21 protein-coding genes are annotated in these 16,605 nt (G+C 72.2%); 14 read left to right on the top strand and 7 right to left on the bottom strand.

Annotated elements, in window-relative coordinates:
• The 10 genes from PSQ21_RS28685 to PSQ21_RS28640 are packed head-to-tail and all read left to right on the top strand — an operon-like array spanning position 1 to position 5,348.
• A complete protein-coding gene (locus PSQ21_RS28685; RefSeq protein WP_274034177.1) occupies positions 1 to 354 on the top strand; it encodes a DsrE family protein in 354 nt (117 codons plus the stop codon).
• A complete protein-coding gene (locus tag PSQ21_RS28680; RefSeq protein WP_274034176.1) occupies positions 354 to 761 on the top strand; it encodes a hypothetical protein in 408 nt (135 codons plus the stop codon). Before PSQ21_RS28685 ends, PSQ21_RS28680 begins: the two co-directional genes overlap by 1 nt.
• A 1-nt stretch (position 762) precedes the next feature.
• The gene (locus tag PSQ21_RS28675; RefSeq protein WP_274034175.1) at positions 763 to 1,179 is read left to right on the top strand and encodes a hypothetical protein; all 417 of its coding nucleotides are present in this window, start codon (positions 763 to 765) and stop codon (positions 1,177 to 1,179) included.
• 17 nt (positions 1,180 to 1,196) lie between these two features.
• A complete protein-coding gene (locus PSQ21_RS28670) occupies positions 1,197 to 2,306 on the top strand; it encodes a beta-ketoacyl synthase N-terminal-like domain-containing protein (RefSeq protein WP_274034174.1) in 1,110 nt (369 codons plus the stop codon).
• A 34-nt stretch (positions 2,307 to 2,340) separates the two neighbouring features.
• A complete protein-coding gene (locus tag PSQ21_RS28665) occupies positions 2,341 to 2,619 on the top strand; it encodes an acyl carrier protein (protein WP_274034173.1) in 279 nt (92 codons plus the stop codon).
• A complete protein-coding gene (locus PSQ21_RS28660) occupies positions 2,616 to 3,023 on the top strand; it encodes a 3-hydroxyacyl-ACP dehydratase FabZ family protein (RefSeq protein WP_274034172.1) in 408 nt (135 codons plus the stop codon). The genes PSQ21_RS28665 and PSQ21_RS28660 overlap by 4 nt, the downstream gene beginning before the upstream one ends.
• On the top strand, positions 3,020 to 3,517 hold the full coding sequence (locus PSQ21_RS28655; RefSeq protein ID WP_274034171.1) for a 3-hydroxyacyl-ACP dehydratase FabZ family protein: 498 nt from the start codon (positions 3,020 to 3,022) through the stop codon (positions 3,515 to 3,517). Before PSQ21_RS28660 ends, PSQ21_RS28655 begins: the two co-directional genes overlap by 4 nt.
• A 57-nt stretch (positions 3,518 to 3,574) precedes the next feature.
• Positions 3,575 to 4,321, top strand: a complete 747-nt coding sequence (fabG, locus tag PSQ21_RS28650) for a 3-oxoacyl-[acyl-carrier-protein] reductase (RefSeq protein ID WP_274034170.1) — start codon at positions 3,575 to 3,577, stop codon at positions 4,319 to 4,321.
• 35 nt (positions 4,322 to 4,356) lie between these two features.
• Positions 4,357 to 5,079, top strand: a complete 723-nt coding sequence (locus tag PSQ21_RS28645) for a 2-hydroxychromene-2-carboxylate isomerase (protein WP_274034169.1) — start codon at positions 4,357 to 4,359, stop codon at positions 5,077 to 5,079.
• Between the two features lie 53 nt (positions 5,080 to 5,132).
• Positions 5,133 to 5,348: an MbtH family protein gene (locus PSQ21_RS28640; protein WP_274034168.1), complete on the top strand. Its 216-nt coding sequence runs from the start codon at positions 5,133 to 5,135 to the stop codon at positions 5,346 to 5,348.
• Between the two features lie 157 nt (positions 5,349 to 5,505).
• On the opposite strand, the gene PSQ21_RS28635 is transcribed toward PSQ21_RS28640, so the two are convergent.
• Positions 5,506 to 6,555, bottom strand: a complete 1,050-nt coding sequence (locus tag PSQ21_RS28635; RefSeq protein ID WP_274034167.1) for a polyprenyl synthetase family protein — start codon at positions 6,553 to 6,555, stop codon at positions 5,506 to 5,508.
• 529 nt (positions 6,556 to 7,084) lie between these two features.
• Between PSQ21_RS28635 and PSQ21_RS28630 the strand changes: the two genes are divergently transcribed.
• The 4 genes from PSQ21_RS28630 (at position 7,085) to PSQ21_RS28615 (ending at position 10,600) form a co-directional block, all read left to right on the top strand.
• Positions 7,085 to 7,540 (top strand): helix-turn-helix domain-containing protein, encoded by a 456-nt coding sequence (locus tag PSQ21_RS28630; protein ID WP_274034166.1) that lies wholly within the window; start codon positions 7,085 to 7,087, stop codon positions 7,538 to 7,540.
• 158 nt (positions 7,541 to 7,698) lie between these two features.
• Entirely contained in the window at positions 7,699 to 8,226 is a 528-nt protein-coding gene (locus PSQ21_RS28625; protein WP_274034165.1) for a regulator component, read from the top strand.
• Positions 8,223 to 9,413, top strand: a complete 1,191-nt coding sequence (locus PSQ21_RS28620) for an MAB_1171c family putative transporter (RefSeq protein WP_274034164.1) — start codon at positions 8,223 to 8,225, stop codon at positions 9,411 to 9,413. Before PSQ21_RS28625 ends, PSQ21_RS28620 begins: the two co-directional genes overlap by 4 nt.
• Positions 9,410 to 10,600, top strand: a complete 1,191-nt coding sequence (locus PSQ21_RS28615) for a cytochrome P450 family protein (RefSeq protein ID WP_274035991.1) — start codon at positions 9,410 to 9,412, stop codon at positions 10,598 to 10,600. The genes PSQ21_RS28620 and PSQ21_RS28615 overlap by 4 nt, the downstream gene beginning before the upstream one ends.
• A 24-nt stretch (positions 10,601 to 10,624) precedes the next feature.
• Here the strand turns inward: PSQ21_RS28615 and PSQ21_RS28610 are convergent, their stop codons facing one another.
• From PSQ21_RS28610 to PSQ21_RS28585, 6 genes are all read right to left on the bottom strand, one after another.
• Positions 10,625 to 10,951: an antibiotic biosynthesis monooxygenase family protein gene (locus PSQ21_RS28610; protein WP_274034163.1), complete on the bottom strand. Its 327-nt coding sequence runs from the start codon at positions 10,949 to 10,951 to the stop codon at positions 10,625 to 10,627.
• 10 nt (positions 10,952 to 10,961) lie between these two features.
• The gene (locus PSQ21_RS28605) at positions 10,962 to 12,446 is read right to left on the bottom strand and encodes an NDP-hexose 2,3-dehydratase family protein (RefSeq protein WP_274034162.1); all 1,485 of its coding nucleotides are present in this window, start codon (positions 12,444 to 12,446) and stop codon (positions 10,962 to 10,964) included.
• Positions 12,443 to 13,555: an acyltransferase domain-containing protein gene (locus tag PSQ21_RS28600; RefSeq protein WP_274034161.1), complete on the bottom strand. Its 1,113-nt coding sequence runs from the start codon at positions 13,553 to 13,555 to the stop codon at positions 12,443 to 12,445. Before PSQ21_RS28600 ends, PSQ21_RS28605 begins: the two co-directional genes overlap by 4 nt.
• Before the next feature lie 85 nt (positions 13,556 to 13,640).
• A complete protein-coding gene (locus tag PSQ21_RS28595) occupies positions 13,641 to 13,913 on the bottom strand; it encodes an acyl carrier protein (RefSeq protein ID WP_097869479.1) in 273 nt (90 codons plus the stop codon).
• A 136-nt stretch (positions 13,914 to 14,049) separates the two neighbouring features.
• A complete protein-coding gene (locus tag PSQ21_RS28590) occupies positions 14,050 to 15,294 on the bottom strand; it encodes a ketosynthase chain-length factor (protein WP_274034160.1) in 1,245 nt (414 codons plus the stop codon).
• Positions 15,291 to 16,556 (bottom strand): beta-ketoacyl-[acyl-carrier-protein] synthase family protein, encoded by a 1,266-nt coding sequence (locus PSQ21_RS28585; protein WP_274034158.1) that lies wholly within the window; start codon positions 16,554 to 16,556, stop codon positions 15,291 to 15,293. Before PSQ21_RS28585 ends, PSQ21_RS28590 begins: the two co-directional genes overlap by 4 nt.
• Between the last annotated feature and the right edge of the window lie 49 nt (positions 16,557 to 16,605).

Here is a 16,605-nt window from a genome sequence, read left to right as displayed (position 1 = left end):
ATGAGAACAGCATCCGAGCCGGAAGCCGAGCGCCTGCGGTTCCTCCTGATCGAGAGCCAGGCCGTCGCCGCGCCGGCCGGCGCCGGCTTTCGCCACGACGCGGTCACTCAGGCGCGGATGGGCCACTCCGTGGTGCTGTTCCTCATCCAGGACGGCGTGACTCTGGCCCTTCCCGGCAGGGCGCCCGAACTGGAGGCCCTGCTGCAGGCCGGGGGCCGCGTCTGGGTCGACGGGTTCTCCCTCGACCAGCGCGGGCTCCGCGAAGCCGGACTGCTGCCGTCGGCGCTCACCACGGACATGGACGCGGTGGCGGCAGCAGTCCTTGACCCGGCGGTAAGGGTGGTGTGGCACTGATGAAGCGTCACATCCCGCCGACCGACGTGCTGTTGATCCTCATGGGAGCGCCGCACGAGTCGGATCAGACAACGAGCGTGCTGCGCCTGGTCCAGGCGATGCTCGAACGCGGCGGCCGTGTCCAGGTATGGGCGTGCGGCAATGCCACGCAGCTGACCCAGCAGTCGCTGGGCGAGGCGAAACCGCGCAACTTCGCCGCCTGGGGGACCTCCTATCCCTCCACGGCCGTGCTCGTACAGGAGATGCTGGCGGCCTTCCCCGACCAGTTCTACTGGTACGGCTGCCAGTTCTGCAGCGACGACCGGGGCACGCAGGCCCATGTGCCCGAAGTGGTGATGCGCGGCCCTTCGGCGTTCGCGTCGAACAGCGCGGCGGCCGCCAAGACACTGATGGTCGGAGTGATCTGAGATGGCGGACCGGCAGAACCCGGCACCGGAGCAGGCTCAGGTGCTGGCCATCGTGGAGCGGGCCTACCGGGGCGCCCTGGAGAAGCAGTTCGTCGACTCCCTGTACCTGGCGGCCGAGCTGAACCGGCAGTTGGGAGGGATGGACATCCTGCTGCGCGGCCAAGCCGTGACGTACGCGGCGCGCGACGCCCGGATGCCGTCGCTGCGGCTCGGCAAGCGGGTGGTCGACACCCTCACCGATCCGCGCGCCGATGTACGGAGCCTGCTCGGCCTGGGGCTGCGCGTCTACGCCGAGGAGTCCGACCTGATCGCGTACGGCTTGGACGGCGAAGGCCGACTCCTCGACGGCGTGCAGCCAATCCCTGCGGACGAAGCTGCCGCCCGGTGGTCCGACTACCGGGTGGTGTGCTTCCTGTGAGAAGTGACGGAGCAGACATGAGTGAGCCCACGGCTCTGGTGAATCGGCCGGTCATCACCGCCTGGTCGGCGTTGTCCCCCTTCGGTATCGGCAGGGCGGCCTTCGCGCAGGGGCTCAGGGAGCGCCGGCGCACAGCCGCCCCGCTCGACCAGGACCAGTGGCACGCTGCCGGGGAGAGTGCCTCCCTCGTACCGGACTTCCATATCCGTGAGGTGCTCGGGAAGAAGGGCACCCGGTCCATGGACCGGGTCACCGGCCTCGCGGTCACCACCGTGAGCCGCCTGCTCGACGACGCGCCGCGCAACCGGCAGGTGGCCACCGGCGAGAACGCCGCACTCGTCCTGGGTACGACGACCGGCAGTGTGCAGAGCCAGATGGACTTCACCCGGGACTCGCTCACCGGGGAACGGCCGTTCTTCGTCGACCCGGCGCGCTTCCCCAACGCGGTGATGAACTGCGCCGCCGGCCAGAGTGCCATCTGGCACCAGCTCAAGGGCCCCAACACGACGATCGCCGGTGGCCACGCCGCCGGGCTCTACGCACTGAACTACTCGCGCCGACTGCTCAACTTCGGCCGGGCGCAGACCGTCCTGTGCGGCGGTGTGGAAGAGTTCTCGCACGCCCGGTCCTGGCTGGACAAGCACACCCACGACCCGGAGACCGACGGCGCGGCGGTGCTGCCCGGTGAGGGCTGCGGGCTGCTGCTGATCGAGCAGGGCACGCCACTCGACGCCGAGCAGCCGGTGCTGGCCGAGATCCTCGCGGTCGAGATGGGGATCGCCCTGGACGGTGAGATCCGTCAGGCCCTGGTCTCCTGCCTGAACCGGGCCATACGGCGCGCGGGGGTACGACCCGAGGACATCTGGGCCGTCTCGACCAGCGAGGCGCCCGGCCCGGCCGGCACGCAGGAACGAGCCGCGGTCGACGAGGCCACCGCCGGGGCGGCTCCGGCCCATCTCACCCAGACCTCACTCATCGGGGACACCGGCGCGGCCACGGCGGCGTTCCAGATCGCCGGGGTGCTGGTGCACGCCGATGGCGACTCCGCCGCGGCGGGCCAGGTCGCGCTGGTCACCTCCGTCGACCGCGACGGAGCGGTCGGCTGCGCCCTGCTCCGCCTCGGCTGACCACAGACGCTCGACGCTACGAACGGACACAGCTATGACGATCACTCAGAACGACTCCCTCGACGCCTCCACGTTGCTGGACAAGGAAGAGCTCCGCTCCACGATCGCCGAAGTGCTCGACCTGGACATCGACGAGGTGACGGACGACGCGAGCTTCACGGAAGACCTCGAGGTCGACTCGCTGATGGCGCTGGAGGTCGTGGTCGTACTGGAGAAGAAGTACGGACTGCGGCTGGAGGAGCGTGAGCTGCGGCAGATCACCTCCTTGGACAACGCCTACATCGTGCTGCTCGGAAAGCTCCCGGCGGCATGACACGGGAACGGCCGTGCAGCCCCGTCGGCGCCCGGATCGAGGTGCTCCGCCCGCCGTCCGCCGGCGACGGCGGGCGCGTGGGCGCCACGACGACTGTCACCATCGGCGCGGATGAGGCGGTGTTCCCCGGGCACTATCCGGGGTTCCCCATATTCCCCGGCGTCTGCCTGATCGAATGTGTGCACCTCAGCGGCTTGCAGGCCCCGCCGCCCGGTGCCCCGCGACTGGAGCTGGCGGCAGTGGAGACGACGCGGTTCCTGAGCCCGGTCTTCCCCGGCGACCAGCTGGAGATCGGCCTGGCGTGGACGGGCGGGGACGGGACGTGGAAGTGCGCGGCCACGGTCGCCACCGTTCGTGGCTCCGCCGCCACGGTCCGGCTGCGGTTCGACGAGGAGGCGGCGTGATCGGCCAGTCGGAGATCCGCAGGGTGCTTCCGCACCGCTTCCCCATGCTGCTCGTCGACCGGGTGCTCGACGTCGTACCGGGTGAACGGCTCACCGCCCTGAAGGCGGTCACCTGCAACGAACCCTGGTACCAGAACCTCGGTCCGGACGCCGCCCCCCAGGACTACGCGTACCCCCGGGTCCTGTTGACGGAGTCCTGGTGCCAGTCGGCCGGCCTGCTGGCCTCCTGGGAGTCGCCGGACCCCGACGTGCTCGAGGGCAAGGTCATGCTGTTCGGCAGCGTCTCCGAGGTCGCGTACCTGCGCCCGGTGCTGCCCGGGGACGTGCTGGAGCACCGGGCGTCCATCTCCCGGGTGCTGGGGGACACCGTGATCGTGGAGGGTGAGTCCACGGTCGGCGGTGATGTCGTCATGACCGTCGGACGCGCGGTGATGGCCTTCCGTCCGGCCGAGGAACTGCGCCCCGCCGACACGGACCCCACTACTTCTTCCTGACGGGCCGGCAGCAGAACCACAGGTCTGTTCCGGCCCACCACAACGCTTGGAGTATCCATGGCAGAGATCGAATCCCGAGTGGCACTCGTCACCGGCGGTGCACGGGGAATCGGCCGCGCCACCGTGCTGCGTCTGGCCCGGGACGGTTTCGACATCGCCTTCTGCTACCAGTCGAACGAGGCAGCTGCCCTGGAACTGGAGAAGGAGGTCTCGGAGATCGGCGTGCGGGTGATGAGCCGCAAGGCCGATGTCCGCGACATCGAGCTGGTACGCGTACTGATCGCGGAGACCGAGGACACGCTCGGCCCGATCGATGCCGTGGTGACCGCCGCGGGAATCACCCGGGACAACCCGCTGCTGCTCATGAAGGACGAGGAGTGGCACCAGGTGCTGGACGTCAACCTGGACGGTGTCTACAACGTCTGCCGTTCGGTCGTGTTCGGCATGATGAAGCGCAAGCGCGGTGTCATCGTCAACCTCTCCTCGGTGGCCGGGGTCTACGGCAACGCCACCCAGACCAACTACTCGGCGTCCAAGGCCGGGATCATCGGGTTCTCCCGCGCCCTGGCCAAGGAGGTCGGGCGCTACGGGATCCGGGCCAACGTGGTCGCGCCCGGCTTCATCGACACGGACATGACGTCCGTGCTCACCGGCAAGGTGAAGGAGAAGGCGCTCGAGTCGGTTCCGCTGGGCCGGCTGGGGCAGGCCGACGAGGTCGCCGACCTCGTCTCGTACCTCGTTTCGGACCGTGCCGCCTATGTCACCGGCGCCGTCGTACAGATCGACGGCGGCATCACCATCTGAGGCTGTCCCGCACCAGACCGACTCCGGAGGTCCCCATGGCTGTCAAACCCCCGCGCTGGTACTTCTCGCTGCGCAGCCCGTACTCCTGGCTCGCCTTCCGCGAGCTGACCCAGAACGCCCCGGATGTGGCGGAAGCGATCGAATGGCGGCCGTACTGGGAGCCGGACGAGGTGAGCGCGCGGCTGCTGGCCGAGGCCGGGATCCACCAGCTTCCCTACGTCCCCATGTCCAAGGAGAAGCACCTGTACATCCTCCAGGACGTCAAGCGGCTGGCCGCCGAGCGCGGGCTCTCGGTGGCCTGGCCGGTGGACACCGAACCCTGTTGGGACGTCTCCCACCTGGCGTACCTGGTGGCTCAGGACGCCGGCCGGGGCGTGGACTTCATCGGCGCCGTGTACCGGGCCCGCTGGGAACAGGGCCTCGACATCTCCGACCGGGCGACCATCGCCGCGATCGGCGAGGAGTTGGGGCTGGACCCGGAGGCGCTGGCCCATGCGGCCGATGACCCGGAGATACGCCGACGGGGTGTCGACGCCCTGCGGGCGGTCGACCGTGACGGCGTCTTCGGGGTGCCGTTCTTCATCCACCGGCACGACAAGTTCTGGGGTTCGGACCGGCTGCCCGGCTTCATCGCGAGCGTCCGGGCCAGGGCGGCGGCGTCCCGGACCCCGTCCCCGCCCGAGCCCGGCGCCGAGTCCGTACGGCCCGGTCTGCTCGTTCCCGCCGGCGACGCGGGTCACGCCGGCGGATGCGGTTAGGGCCTGCGCACCCTCACTTCGAACACCAGATCAGCAGAGGAAGGATCTCCACCATGAGCAACCCTTTTGAGGACGAGGAAGGCCAGTACTACGCGCTCGCCAACGACGAGCTGCAGCACTCCCTCTGGCCGGCCTTCGCCGAGGTTCCGGCGGGCTGGACCATCGTCCACGGCCAGGACACCCGCCAGGCGTGCCTCGACTACATCAACACCCACTGGACCGACATGCGGCCCAAGAGTCTGATCGACGCCATGGGCGGAACCGCCTGAGCCTGTGCGCCCCGGCCGTGGCAGGCCGGTCGGTCCGACGATGCCCGGTGTCGCCTGTGCGACGCCGGGCATCGTCCTGTACGGGGCGGGCGGGGCGACCCGGCGGCACCGGCCAGGAGCGTCGCTCGTACGGACCGGGTACGGATGAGGCCGCTGGTCAGGCGGTCCGGTCGGCCACGAAGTCGCAGAGCGCGCCCAGTGTCCGGACCCCCGGGCCGGGCGGAAGGGCCCCCAGCGCCCTGCGGGCCCGGTCCAGCCGCTCGTGCATCATGGCCTCCGCCTGGGCGAGCGCCGAGGAACGGCGGAAGAGGGCGAGGGCCCGGCGCTGTCCGGCGGGTCCCACCGGCCCGTGGGCGAGGAGTTCGCGCAGTTCGGCGCCGCGCGGCGTGCGGTCGGCGAGCGCGAGGAGGACCGGCAGGCTGGCGACGCCGGCCGTGAGGTCCTTGCCCTGCTCCTTGCCCATCTCCGCGGTCGGAGCCTTGATGTCGAGCAGGTCGTCGGCTATCTGGAAGGCGAAGCCCAGCTGTTCGGCGTACCTCCCCAGGGCCTCCACGACCGGCTCGGGCGCGCCCGCCTGCTGGGCGCCGATCCGCAGGGACATGGCGAGCAGCGCCGCGGTCTTGCCGGCCACCACTCGGAGGTAGTGGCTGATGGCCTCCTCGCCCGGGCCCGGCCCGACGAGTTCGCACAGTTGCCCCTCGACGAGCTGTCCCGCGACCTCGGCGTTCAGGTCGGCGGCCTCCCGGCCGAGCTCGGCGGCGATCCGGGCGGCCTTCGCCAGCAGCAGGTCGCCCGCCAGCACGGCGAGTCTCTCGCCCCAGCGGGCGTTCGCGCTCGATGTCCCGTGCCTGGTCGCGGCGTTGTCCATGACGTCGTCATGGTAGAGGGACGAGATGTGGACCAGCTCCACCACGACCGCGGCCTGGGTGAGCCCGTCCCTCCAGGGGTCACCGAACTCGGCCCCGATGAGTACCAGCAGGGGGCGCAGCCGCTTGCCGCCGGCCGCCGCGAGGTGGCGGGTCACATCGGCGATCCGCGGGTCCACGGCGCTCTCGGCCTCGATGACCAGTTGCTTCTCCACCGCGTCGAGGCCGTCGCGCAGGCGCGCTTCGAGGCCCGGGTGGTCGATGGTGAGCCGACGGACCAGAGCCGCCCTGCGCAGGCGGGCGGGCATCGAGTTCCCGCTCAGCGCCGTCAGTGCCTTCATAGCCACCATCGAATCTCCCCATCGCCTCTGCGTGCCGGATCGAGGGGAGAAACGTCCGCTCCAGCCCATATCACTGTCGCAGCAGCTTCAGCGGCGCAGCCATCGGCGTGACAGGAAGATGTCACGGCCGAATTCCGTGGAGCGGGCTCTGTCCTTTTCCTGCATCGCGAGGAAGGGGGAAGCGGCCTGGAAGGAAGGGTTCACGGCTCGCGGCCCGCCCCCGGCCGATCGCGTCATCCGGTGGACGGGACGGCGGCGGGCCCGCTCCTTTTTCGCGTACCGGACGGGCGAACCCGTCCGGTACGGCCGGAGCACTCCGGGCCGTCGGCTGAGCTCACCCCCGTGAAGCTCGTCACCGCCCCGGCCTGTGCCGCCGCCCCCTCGACACTCCAGTGGCGGCTGGGGGTTGATAACGTACACCAGAGTGTCTGTGCGGCGTCAACCAAAGCGTCGCCGACGTCGGCTCGACGGGCTTCGGGAAACACCGTGGTGGGCGAAGACTCGGCATCACGCCAAGGAGGTTGTGTACATGGAGGATGACGAGTCGCCCACCTTCGCCGAGCTCCTGGACCATCTCTTCCGCGAGGTGCACCCGCCTTCCCGGGGGCCCTACACCTACGCGGAGGTCGCCGAGGAGATCCGCAGGACCGCGACCGGGGAGGGGCGCGGCGTGACGGCGAGCGCCATCCAGCAGCTGCGCACCGGCGCCAAGCGGAACCCGACGCGGCACACCATCAAGGCCCTGGCCGACTTCTTCGGCGTACCGGCGGGCTACTTCGTCGACAGTGCGGCGGCCGAACGCACCAGGGCGGAGATCGGCCTCCTCGCGGCCATGCGCGACCAGGGCGTCCGCAAGGTGGCCCTGCGCGCCAACGGCCTGAGCGTCGACAGCCTCAAGATGCTGTCCACCGTGATCGAACAGGCCCGGAAGCTCGAAGGGCTCGCCACCGACGACGGCCCGCAGGACCTCAACCTCGACGACTGAGCCGCGCGGCGAGCGGCGGGCGGCGGTCGACCGGCCCTCGCCCCGCCCGCACAGCGGAGGCGCGAACATGCCAATATGAGGGCGCACGCAACAGGCTTCCGGGGAGCAGTCCGTACCCGGCCGCCTGCCCCTCCGACCGGCGTCATCAGAGTGAGGACATGGACCTCGAGCAGCTTCGCGCCGCGTGTGAGGCACGCGTCGAGGCGCTTCGGCTCCCGCACCGCTTCACCACCCGCGACCTCCGCGACGCCGTGGCCGGACAACGCGGACGCCCCATCCTCCTGCGCCCGCTGAGCACCCTGGGCGCCGCGGACGCTCCGTGCGGAATCCGCCTGGAGACGCCGGACGCCGACCTGTTGTTCTACGAGGAGGCCACCTCCCCCCTCCACCAGAACCACATCCTCGCCCACGAGATCAGCCACATCATCTGCGACCACCCGGGCAGCCTGGAGCTGGAGCCGGACACCCTCCGCGCGATCGGCTTCTCCCCCACCCTCGTCCAGCGCCTGTCCGGCAGAACCAGCTACACCAGCGAGGACGAACGCGAGGCCGAGGTGATGGCCAGCGTGATCCGGCAGCTCATGTACCGGGGCCGCGAGGATCCGCCGGCCCGGCCCGCCAGCGGCGCCGAGAGCTGGGACGCGCTGTTCGCCGAGCCGCACAGGAAGAAGCGCCACCCGAAATGATCAACATCCTCTTCACGGGCACGGCCGTCGTGCTGCTGTGCTTCGCCGCCTACTGGGTGCGCGGGCGCGGCGGGCACCGTCCGACGGGCACCTGGGCGATAGCGTCCCTGCTGACCTCGTTCGCCCTCGCCTTCGCCTCCTACGCCCCCGCCGTGGAGCGCGCGGTCGAATCGCTGGTCCCCCACGTCGCCCGCCTCCTCAGCAACACCTTCACCCTGACGGCGGCCACCTCGGTCCTCGCCTTCCTCTTCCAGCTCAATCTGGATCGCGAACGGGCCCACCGGCAGATCCGGCTGCGCGTCATCACGCTCGCGCTCGCGGTCGCCGGCATGACCGTCTTCTTCTTCGCCGAACAACTCACCGGCCGAAACCCGGTGTTGTACGCGTGCTACGTGCTCATCTACATCTCCTTCCTGGGGTACGCGGCCAAGGACTTCCTGCTGCAGACCTGGGCGCAGTCCAAGCGCTCGACCCGCCGCAGTCAGCGCTGGGGCCTGCGCACGACCTCGGCCGGCTGTGGCTTCGCCCTCCTCTACGCCGCGTACAAGCTCTTCGCCCTGGTCTCCATCGGCCTCGGTCTCGGGCTCGTCCCGGACCACGCCCGGTGCTCTTCGCCGCTGACGCCCTTCCGCTGCGCGTTCAGCGTGACCGCGCCCGCCGTCGCCGTGCTCCTCATCACCGTCGGCCTCGCCCTCCCCGCCCTCCTGTGGCCTCTCAGCCAACTGCGGCGGCGGCGCTGGGAACGGAACTCGTTCACCGCGCTGGAACCACTGTGGCGCGAGGTCACCGCAGCGGTCCCCGAGGTCGTGCTCGACCCGGGGAGCACCGGAGCCGACACCCATGACCTCGACTTCCACCTGCACCGCCGGGTCATCGAGATCAGCGACTGCGTCCTGGCCCTGCGCCGGTACCGCTCCGGGTCGGTGCGCGACGCCGCGGCCGCCGAGGCCGCCCGCCGCGGCACGGCCGGCACCCCCGAGGGGGACGCCGAGGTGGAGGCAGCGGTCATCGCCGCGGCGGTCGCCGCCAAGCACGCCGGAGCCACCCCCGAAGGCGAGGAGGCCCCGCCCGCCGCCGGCACCGCCACCCGCGAGGGCGACCTCCGGGCGGAGACCGCGTGGCTGCTGCTCGTGGCGGCCGCCGGCGCGCGGCGCCCGGCACCCTCGAACGCGGGCGCGGCCCGGTGACCGCCCCCCGGCAGGACCCCCTGCGCGACCCCCGCTTCTTCGCCGACCCCTACCCCACCTACGACCGGCTGCGCGAAGGCTGCCCGGTGCGGCGGGTCCCCACCGGCTCCGGTGGCCACCACGCCTACCTGATCACCGGTCATGCCGAGGCCCGCGAGGCGTTCACCGACCCGCGCCTGTCCAAGGACACGGCCCGGTTCTACGCCGGCCGTCCCTCGGACCGCGATCTGCACCCGGCGATCTCCCGCAACATGCTGGCGAGCGATCCTCCCGCGCACACCCGCCAGAGGCGGGTGGCGACGCCGCTGTTCACCACCGGACGCGTCCGGGAGCTGCGCCCGTACATCACCCGGGTCGTCGAGGACCTCGTCGCCACGTGGCGACCGGGCACGGAGGTCGACCTGGTGGCGGAGCTGGCGGTGCCCCTGCCGGTCACCGTCGTCTGCGAGCTGCTGGGGGTGCCGGAGTCCGACCGGCACGAGCTCGCCCGCTGGTCCCACCAGCTCTTCGACGCGACCGACTCCGACCGTGTCGACGCCGCGTCGCACCGGATCGGTGCGTACCTGACCCACCTCGTCGACACGGCCCGCGCCGGCTCCGGCGACGGCGCGCTCCTCTCCTTCCTGGGCGACTGCGACGAGGGCCGGCTCGACCGGGACGAGACCATCTCGCTGGCCGCCCTCCTCCTGGTCGCCGGGCACGAGACCACCACCCACTTCATCGGCAACGCCGTCCTGGCCCTGCTGCGGCACCCGGAGGCCTTCGCCCGGCTGTGCCGGGACCCGGACCTGATCCCCGGCTCCCTCGACGAACTGCTCCGCTTCGACTCCCCGGTGAGCGTGGCCACCTTCCGTCACAGCACGGAGGACCTGAGCGTCGGAGAGGCCGACATCCCGGCGGGCTTCCCGGTGCTCATCGCGCCCGGCGCCGCGAACCGGGACCCCGCGGTCTTCCCCGACCCGCACCGCCTCGACCTCGACCGCGACGCCGGCGGCCACCTCGCCTTCGGCCACGGCATCCACCGCTGCCCGGGCGCCCCGCTGGCCCGGGCCGAGGCGGAGATCTTCCTCCGCACCCTGGTGACCCGGTTCCCGAACACCCGCCCGGCCGTCCCCGTGGAATCCTTGACCTGGCGCCGGACGCGCCTCACCCGCGGCCTGTCCGCCCTGCCCCTCACCCTCGGCTGACCGACCGCGACCGGGCTCAGCGGCTCACCCGGTGCGGTCGAGATAGCGGTGCCGTTCCGCGTACAGACCGGACTCGCTCCGCGCGAGCCGCCGCAGCTCCTCGACGTGGCTCTGGAAGTCGGGGTGGCCGACGGCCGCGCGCAGCGCCCCGGCGTGCTCCCAGCGGGCGATGTTCACGTACCGCTGAGGGTCCTTCACGTCCTGGGACAAGGTGTAGCCGATGATGCCCGGCTGCTCCTTCATGAAGGCCGCGACGCGTGCGAAGGCGTCCTCGAACTCCTGGGGGCTCCCGGAGACCGTGAACCGGTTCACGAAGGTGACCTGGGGCTGTGGCATGTCCTGCTGGGCCATGGTGCTCTCCTTACGACAGGGCTGCGGAAGGCTGTACGGGGCCGGGCCGGGCGGTCAGGCCGTGGAGGCAGGCGAGCAGGCAGCGCGCCTGCACGTTCACGTAGTGGCTGTGCCGTACCAGGGCGACCAGCTGGGAGACCGTGAGCCAGCGGTGGTCCGGGCCGGCCGCTCCGTGGTCCTCGTCGGTCTCCACGATCAGATAGCGGTTGCGGGCGTGGTAGAAGCGGCCGCCCTCCTCGGAGTGCACCGCGTCGAAGCGAATCCGCTCGGGGTCCGCGTTCAGCACCGCGTCCAGGTGGGGCGGGCGGGCCCCGGCCGGCAGCGCGGCGAGGCTGTCCGGGGTGCACTGCACGGTCGGGGCCAGCTCGACGACGTCCACGTACCCCGGTTCCGTGGCGGCGTGGACGAGCAGGTGCAGGACGCCGTCGATCCTGCGGGCGAGGAAGGCGATCACGCCCTGGCCACGGGGTTCGATCATGGGCTGGGCCCAGGCGCCGACCTCGCGGCCGACGGCGGTGACGTCGACCCCCGAGACCCGGAAGAACCGGCCGCTCTCGTGCGCGATCCGGCCGTCCTCCCTGCGCCAGGCGGCCAGCGCCCGGAGCGGGACCCGTTCGGCGGCCGCCTCGCGGCGGGTACGGGCCTCGGTGATCCAGTGCAGTACGCCGGCCAGCTCCTCGGGGGCGTCGGCGCGCCCGTCGCAGGAGCGGACGAGCGCGGCCGTGAAGTCGTCCCCGGGCGCGCCCAGGACGTGCGGCAGACCGGGCCCGGTGAAGGGCAGGCAGGCCAGGACCGAGCGGGCGTCCATGTTCACCAGGTCGTCGAGCCTGAGCAGCTCGTGCAGCTGACGGAGCGTCAACCAGATGAACCCCGGGCGCGTCTCGATGTCCTCGGTCGCCTGGACCACCATGTTGCGGTTGCGTTTGCGGAAGAACCAGGCGCCCTGTTCGGACTGGCGTACGTCGGCGAGCACCCGGTGACGCGAGGTGTCGCGGAAGTGACGCAGGTAGGGTACCTCGGCCCCCCGGTGCACCCGGGTGTAGTTGCTGCGTGTGGCCTGGACGGTGGGCGACAGCTGGAGACCGTTGTGGTTGCCCGGCTCGATCTTCGCCTGCATCAGGCAGTGGAGGACACCGTCGAACTCCTTGACCAGGATGCCCAGGATGCCCACCTCCGGCTGGTTGATGATCGGCTGCTGCCACCGTTCGACCGGCGCGCCGGGCAGGTGCGCGTCGAGGCCCTCGACGGAGTAGAAGCGGCCCGTCTCGTGGACGAGGTTCCCGGTGGCGGGGTCGGTGCGCCAGCCGGCGAGGTCCTCCAGCGGGACCTGCCGGACCCGCATGTCGGCGTGCTCCCTCTGCGCGGCGAGCCAGCGGTGGAACCGGGCCGCGCCACCGGTCCCGGGGTCCGCCACCACCGATCGGGCGATCCGCAGGTGGGGTGCGTCGTACGAGGCCGGGGCCCCGGCCCGTGGCGTCCGCGGCCATGTGGTCAAGACGACCCCCGAGGGGTGTGGCCGACGCCCCGCCCACGATCGGCCACCGGGCTCGGTACGGCCCGGGTTCCCACCGCGGCCCACGCCAGCTCGTGCCCCTCCTCCGCCAGGGCGTCCGCCGCCGCGCGGACGGCTGCCCGGTCCCGGTCCGGGGTGCCGGGCCGGGCGGGCAGCAGGGGCACCGCGATGCTGGCGCCGTGCCGCACCGCGCGGTGGCGGCGGGCGAAAGCCGTGAGCGTCTGACGCGGCCCGGCCTCCAGCAGGAGCATGTCCTCGACGGCGAGCAGCGATTCGAGCGCGTCCGCGAAGTGGACGGTGTCCGTGATCTGCCGGGCCCAGAAGCGCGGACTGCACGCCTCCTCGGGGGTCATGAGGGAGCCGGTGTAGCCGGAGTAGAGGGCGAGGTCGGGCGGACGGAACGCCATCGAACGGTAGGCGGCCTCGACCTCCTTCGCGGCCGGCTCCATCGCCGGGGAGTGGAAGGGGCTGGTCGCGGGCACGACCATGACGGCGTGGCCGTCGTGCCGCAGCCGCTCCAGCACGGCCGCGAGCGGGGCCTTCGAACCGGCCAGCATGGTCTGCTGGTTGGCGTTGACGGCGGCGACGGCGACGTCATCGGTGACGTACGGCGCGAGCCGGTCGGCGGCGAGTCCCACGGCGAGCATGCCGCCCGCCGGAATCCGCACCGCGGCGCGGACCCGCTCCCGTACCATCGCGACGGCCTCGGGCAGCGGGACGACACCGGCGAGAGCCGCCGCGACGAGTTCGCCGGCGCTGTGGCCGAGCAGGGCGGTGGGGCGGACGCCCCAGCCCAGCACCATCCGGGCCAGGCCGTAGTCGACGGCGAACAGCAGCGGCTGCGCGCGGCGGACGTCGTCGAGGGGCACCGACGGCGGGCCCTCCCCGGTCCAGTCGGCCCGGATGCGCGCGCCCTCCGCACCGAAGTGTTCGAGCACCTCGTCGACGGCGGCGGTGAACTCCGGGTCGTGCCGGTAGAGCCCGGCCGCCATGCCGGGGTGCTGGGCGCCCTGGCCCGGCAGGAGGAGCGCCACGGGCCGGGGCCTGCGGGTCGTCCGGTAGCTGTGGTCCCGAGCGGTTGCGGGGAGCATGGGGCCTCCTGGCATACGACGGTCGGCGGGGGTCCGCCCCGGGCGCGAAGGGTCTGCCGCGGGGCGGACGAGGTCGGTCGGCCTCTCAGGCCGCGGGAACCGCCGGGCTGGTGTTGATCACGTCGAGCAGGGCCCGGGGCGTCTCCGCGTCGGCGACGGCGCCGTCGGGAACGCTGACCCCGTACTCGCGCTGGACCAGGCCGATGACCTGGAGCAGCGCCAGCGAGTCGTAGCCGAGGTCGATGAAGGGGGTGTCGAGAATGCCCCCCTCCAGGTCGACCCCCTCCTCCTCGCCGGCGCTCTCGCGCAGCATGCGGGTGAGATCGGTCAGGGTCACCGGGCCGGTCTTGGCGGTCATGGCTGGGCCTACCTTTCGGGGGATCGGACGGGGCGGGACAGGATCGGGAGAGTCGGGAGGCGGGGCCGGACAGAATCGGAAGAGTCGGGGAGGCGGGGCCGGTTCAGGAGCGGGAGAGCCGGGAGGCGGGGCCGGTTCAGGTGTCGCGTCGCACCACGAGGGCCGCGTTGAAGCCGCCGTGGCCCCGGGCCAGCACCAGGGCGGTGCGGGGTCCGGTCTCCCGGGGGCTCCCGGTCACGAGGTCGAGGCCGAGGGCGGGGTCGGGCCGTACGGTGGCGGCGGTCGGGGGGATCACCCCGTCGCGCAGCGACAGCAGCGCGGTGGCGACGTCCAGGGCCGCCCCGCCCGCGAGGAGCCGCCCGGTGAGTGTCTTGGGCGCGGTCACGGGCACCCCGCGATGTCCGAACACCGCGTTCAGCGCCTCGGCCTCGGCTCGGTCCGCTTCGGGCGAGCCCGCGGCGTCGGCGAGGACGACGTCCACGTCGGCCGGGGTGAGCCGGGCGTCGCGCAGCGCCTCTTCGAGGGCCCGGCGCAGCCCCGGAGGGCGGCCGGAGCCGGGAGCGGGGTCGAGCGTGGCGGCGTAACCGGCGATCCGCCCGTACGGTGTGGCCCCGCGGTCGCGGGCGTGGACCGCGTCCTCGACGAGGAGGATGGCGCCGCCCTCCCCCGGGGTGTGGCCCCGGGCGTCGGCCGAGAACGGCAGGTAGGCGCGGGCCGGATCCGCCTCGGTGCTCATCAGGCCGGTGGCCAGCTGGGGAAGCCAGCCCCAGGGGCAGAGCATCGCGTCGACGCCGCCGGACACCATGGCGGGAGTGCCCTTGCGGATGTGGCGGCGGGCCTGGCCCAGCGCGTCGATGCCGCCCGTCTGCTCGGTGAGGAGCACACTGCTGGGGCCGCGCAGGCCTTGCTGGATGGATATCTGGCCGGTGTTGACGGCGTAGAACCACGCGAAGGACTGGTAGGCGCTGACGTATTCCTTGCCTCGGCCCCACAGCTGCTGGAGCTCCCGCTGGCCGAACTCGACGGCTCCGCCGGAGGCGGCCGTGACGACGCCGACGCCGTACTCGGAGAGCCGGTCCGTGTCCAGTCCGGAGTCGCGCAGCGCCCAGTCGGCGGCGGTGAGGGCCAGCCGGGTCATCCGGTCGGTCTGCGGAAGGAGTCTGCTGGGGATGAGACTCTCGTCGTCGTAGTCACGGATCTCGCCCGCCACGGTGGCCGGATAGCGGGAGGCGTCGAAGCGGGTGACGGGGCCCAGCCCGGACTCCCCGGCCAGGGTGGCCCGCCAGAACGCCTCCGTGCCCAGGCCGTTGGGGGCGACGATGCCGAGCCCGGTGACGACAGCGGTGCGCGGCTCGGCCGGAGCGGCGGTGGTCGGTGTCATGGGCGTCCCCTCTCGGGCCGGGCGAGCACCATGGCGCTCTGGAAGCCGCCGAAGCCGCTTCCGACGCTCAGCACCGCGTCGGTGCGCTGTTCACGGGCGGTCAGGGGGATGTAGTCCAGGTCGAGTTCGGGATCGGGCTCGTGCAGGTTGGCGGTCGGCGGCAGCACCCCGTGCTCCATCGCGAGGGCGCAGGCGACGATCTCCAGGGAGCCGATGGCGCCGAGCGAATGGCCGATCATGGACTTGATGGAGCTGACCGGCACCTCGTAGGCGTGGGCGCCCAGGCTCCGTTTGAACGCGCCGGTCTCGTGGCGGTCGTTCATCTTGGTGCCGGACCCGTGGGCGTTGACGTAGTCGAGGGCGTCGGGGGCGAGTCGGGCCTCGGCGAGCGCCGCGTCGATCGCGGCGGCCATCTCGACGCCCTCGGGCTTGAGCCCGGTCATGTGGAAGGCGTTGGCGCGGGAGGCGAAGCCGGCGATCTCGGCGTAGACATGGGCTCCCCGGGCCCGGGCGGCCTCCAGCTCCTCCAGGATGACGACGGCCGCGCCCTCGCCGAGGACGAGTCCGCTGCGGGTGCGGTCGAAGGGCCGGCAGGCGCTCTCCGGGGTGTCGTTGCGCGGGGAGGTGGCCTGGATGGCGTCGAAGCAGGCCGAGGTGATGGGCGACAGGGGTGCTTCGGTGGCGCCCGCGACCACCACGTCGGCCGAACCCTCGCAGATCAGCTCGGCGGCGTGGCCCAGTGCGTCGAGGCCGGAGGTGCACCCGGTGGAGACCACCGCGGCGGGGCCCTCGGCGCCCGCGTCGCGGCCGACCTCGGCGGCCATGGAGCTGGGGACGAAGTGTCCGTACAGCTCGGGGATGACGTAGGAGTGGTCGAGGTTCCAGGAGCGGCCGCCGTCGCTGGCGACGACGTACTCCCGCTCCAGGGAGGTGGTGCAGCCGACGGCGCTGCCGAGAACGGTGGCGATCCGGCCGGGGTCCAGAGCGCCCGTGTCGAGCCCGCTGTCGGCCATGGCCTCGCGGGCCGAGACGACCGCGAACTGCGCCGCGCGGTCGAGCCGGCGGATCTCCTGCGGGCGGAGCCCGGCCGCGACGGGGTCGAAGTCGCACTCGGCCGCGGTCCGGGAGCGGAACGGGGTGGGATCGTAGGCGGTGATGGTCCGGGTGGCGGAGCGGCCTGCGGTGAGCAGGCTCCAGTAGCTCTTCACCCCGATTCCGCCGGGAGCGACGACCCCGAGTCCGGTGATGACGGCCCTACGCATCGCGGTGACCTCTCATCGTCTGTCGCGGCCTGCGCGGCCGGGGGCGGTG

Source organism: Streptomyces sp. MMBL 11-1 (assembly GCF_028622875.1).
Classification (GTDB): Bacteria; Actinomycetota; Actinomycetes; order Streptomycetales; family Streptomycetaceae; genus Streptomyces.
The sequence above is the reverse complement of the archived record's forward strand: the minus strand, read 5'-3'. Positions and strand labels throughout refer to the sequence as shown.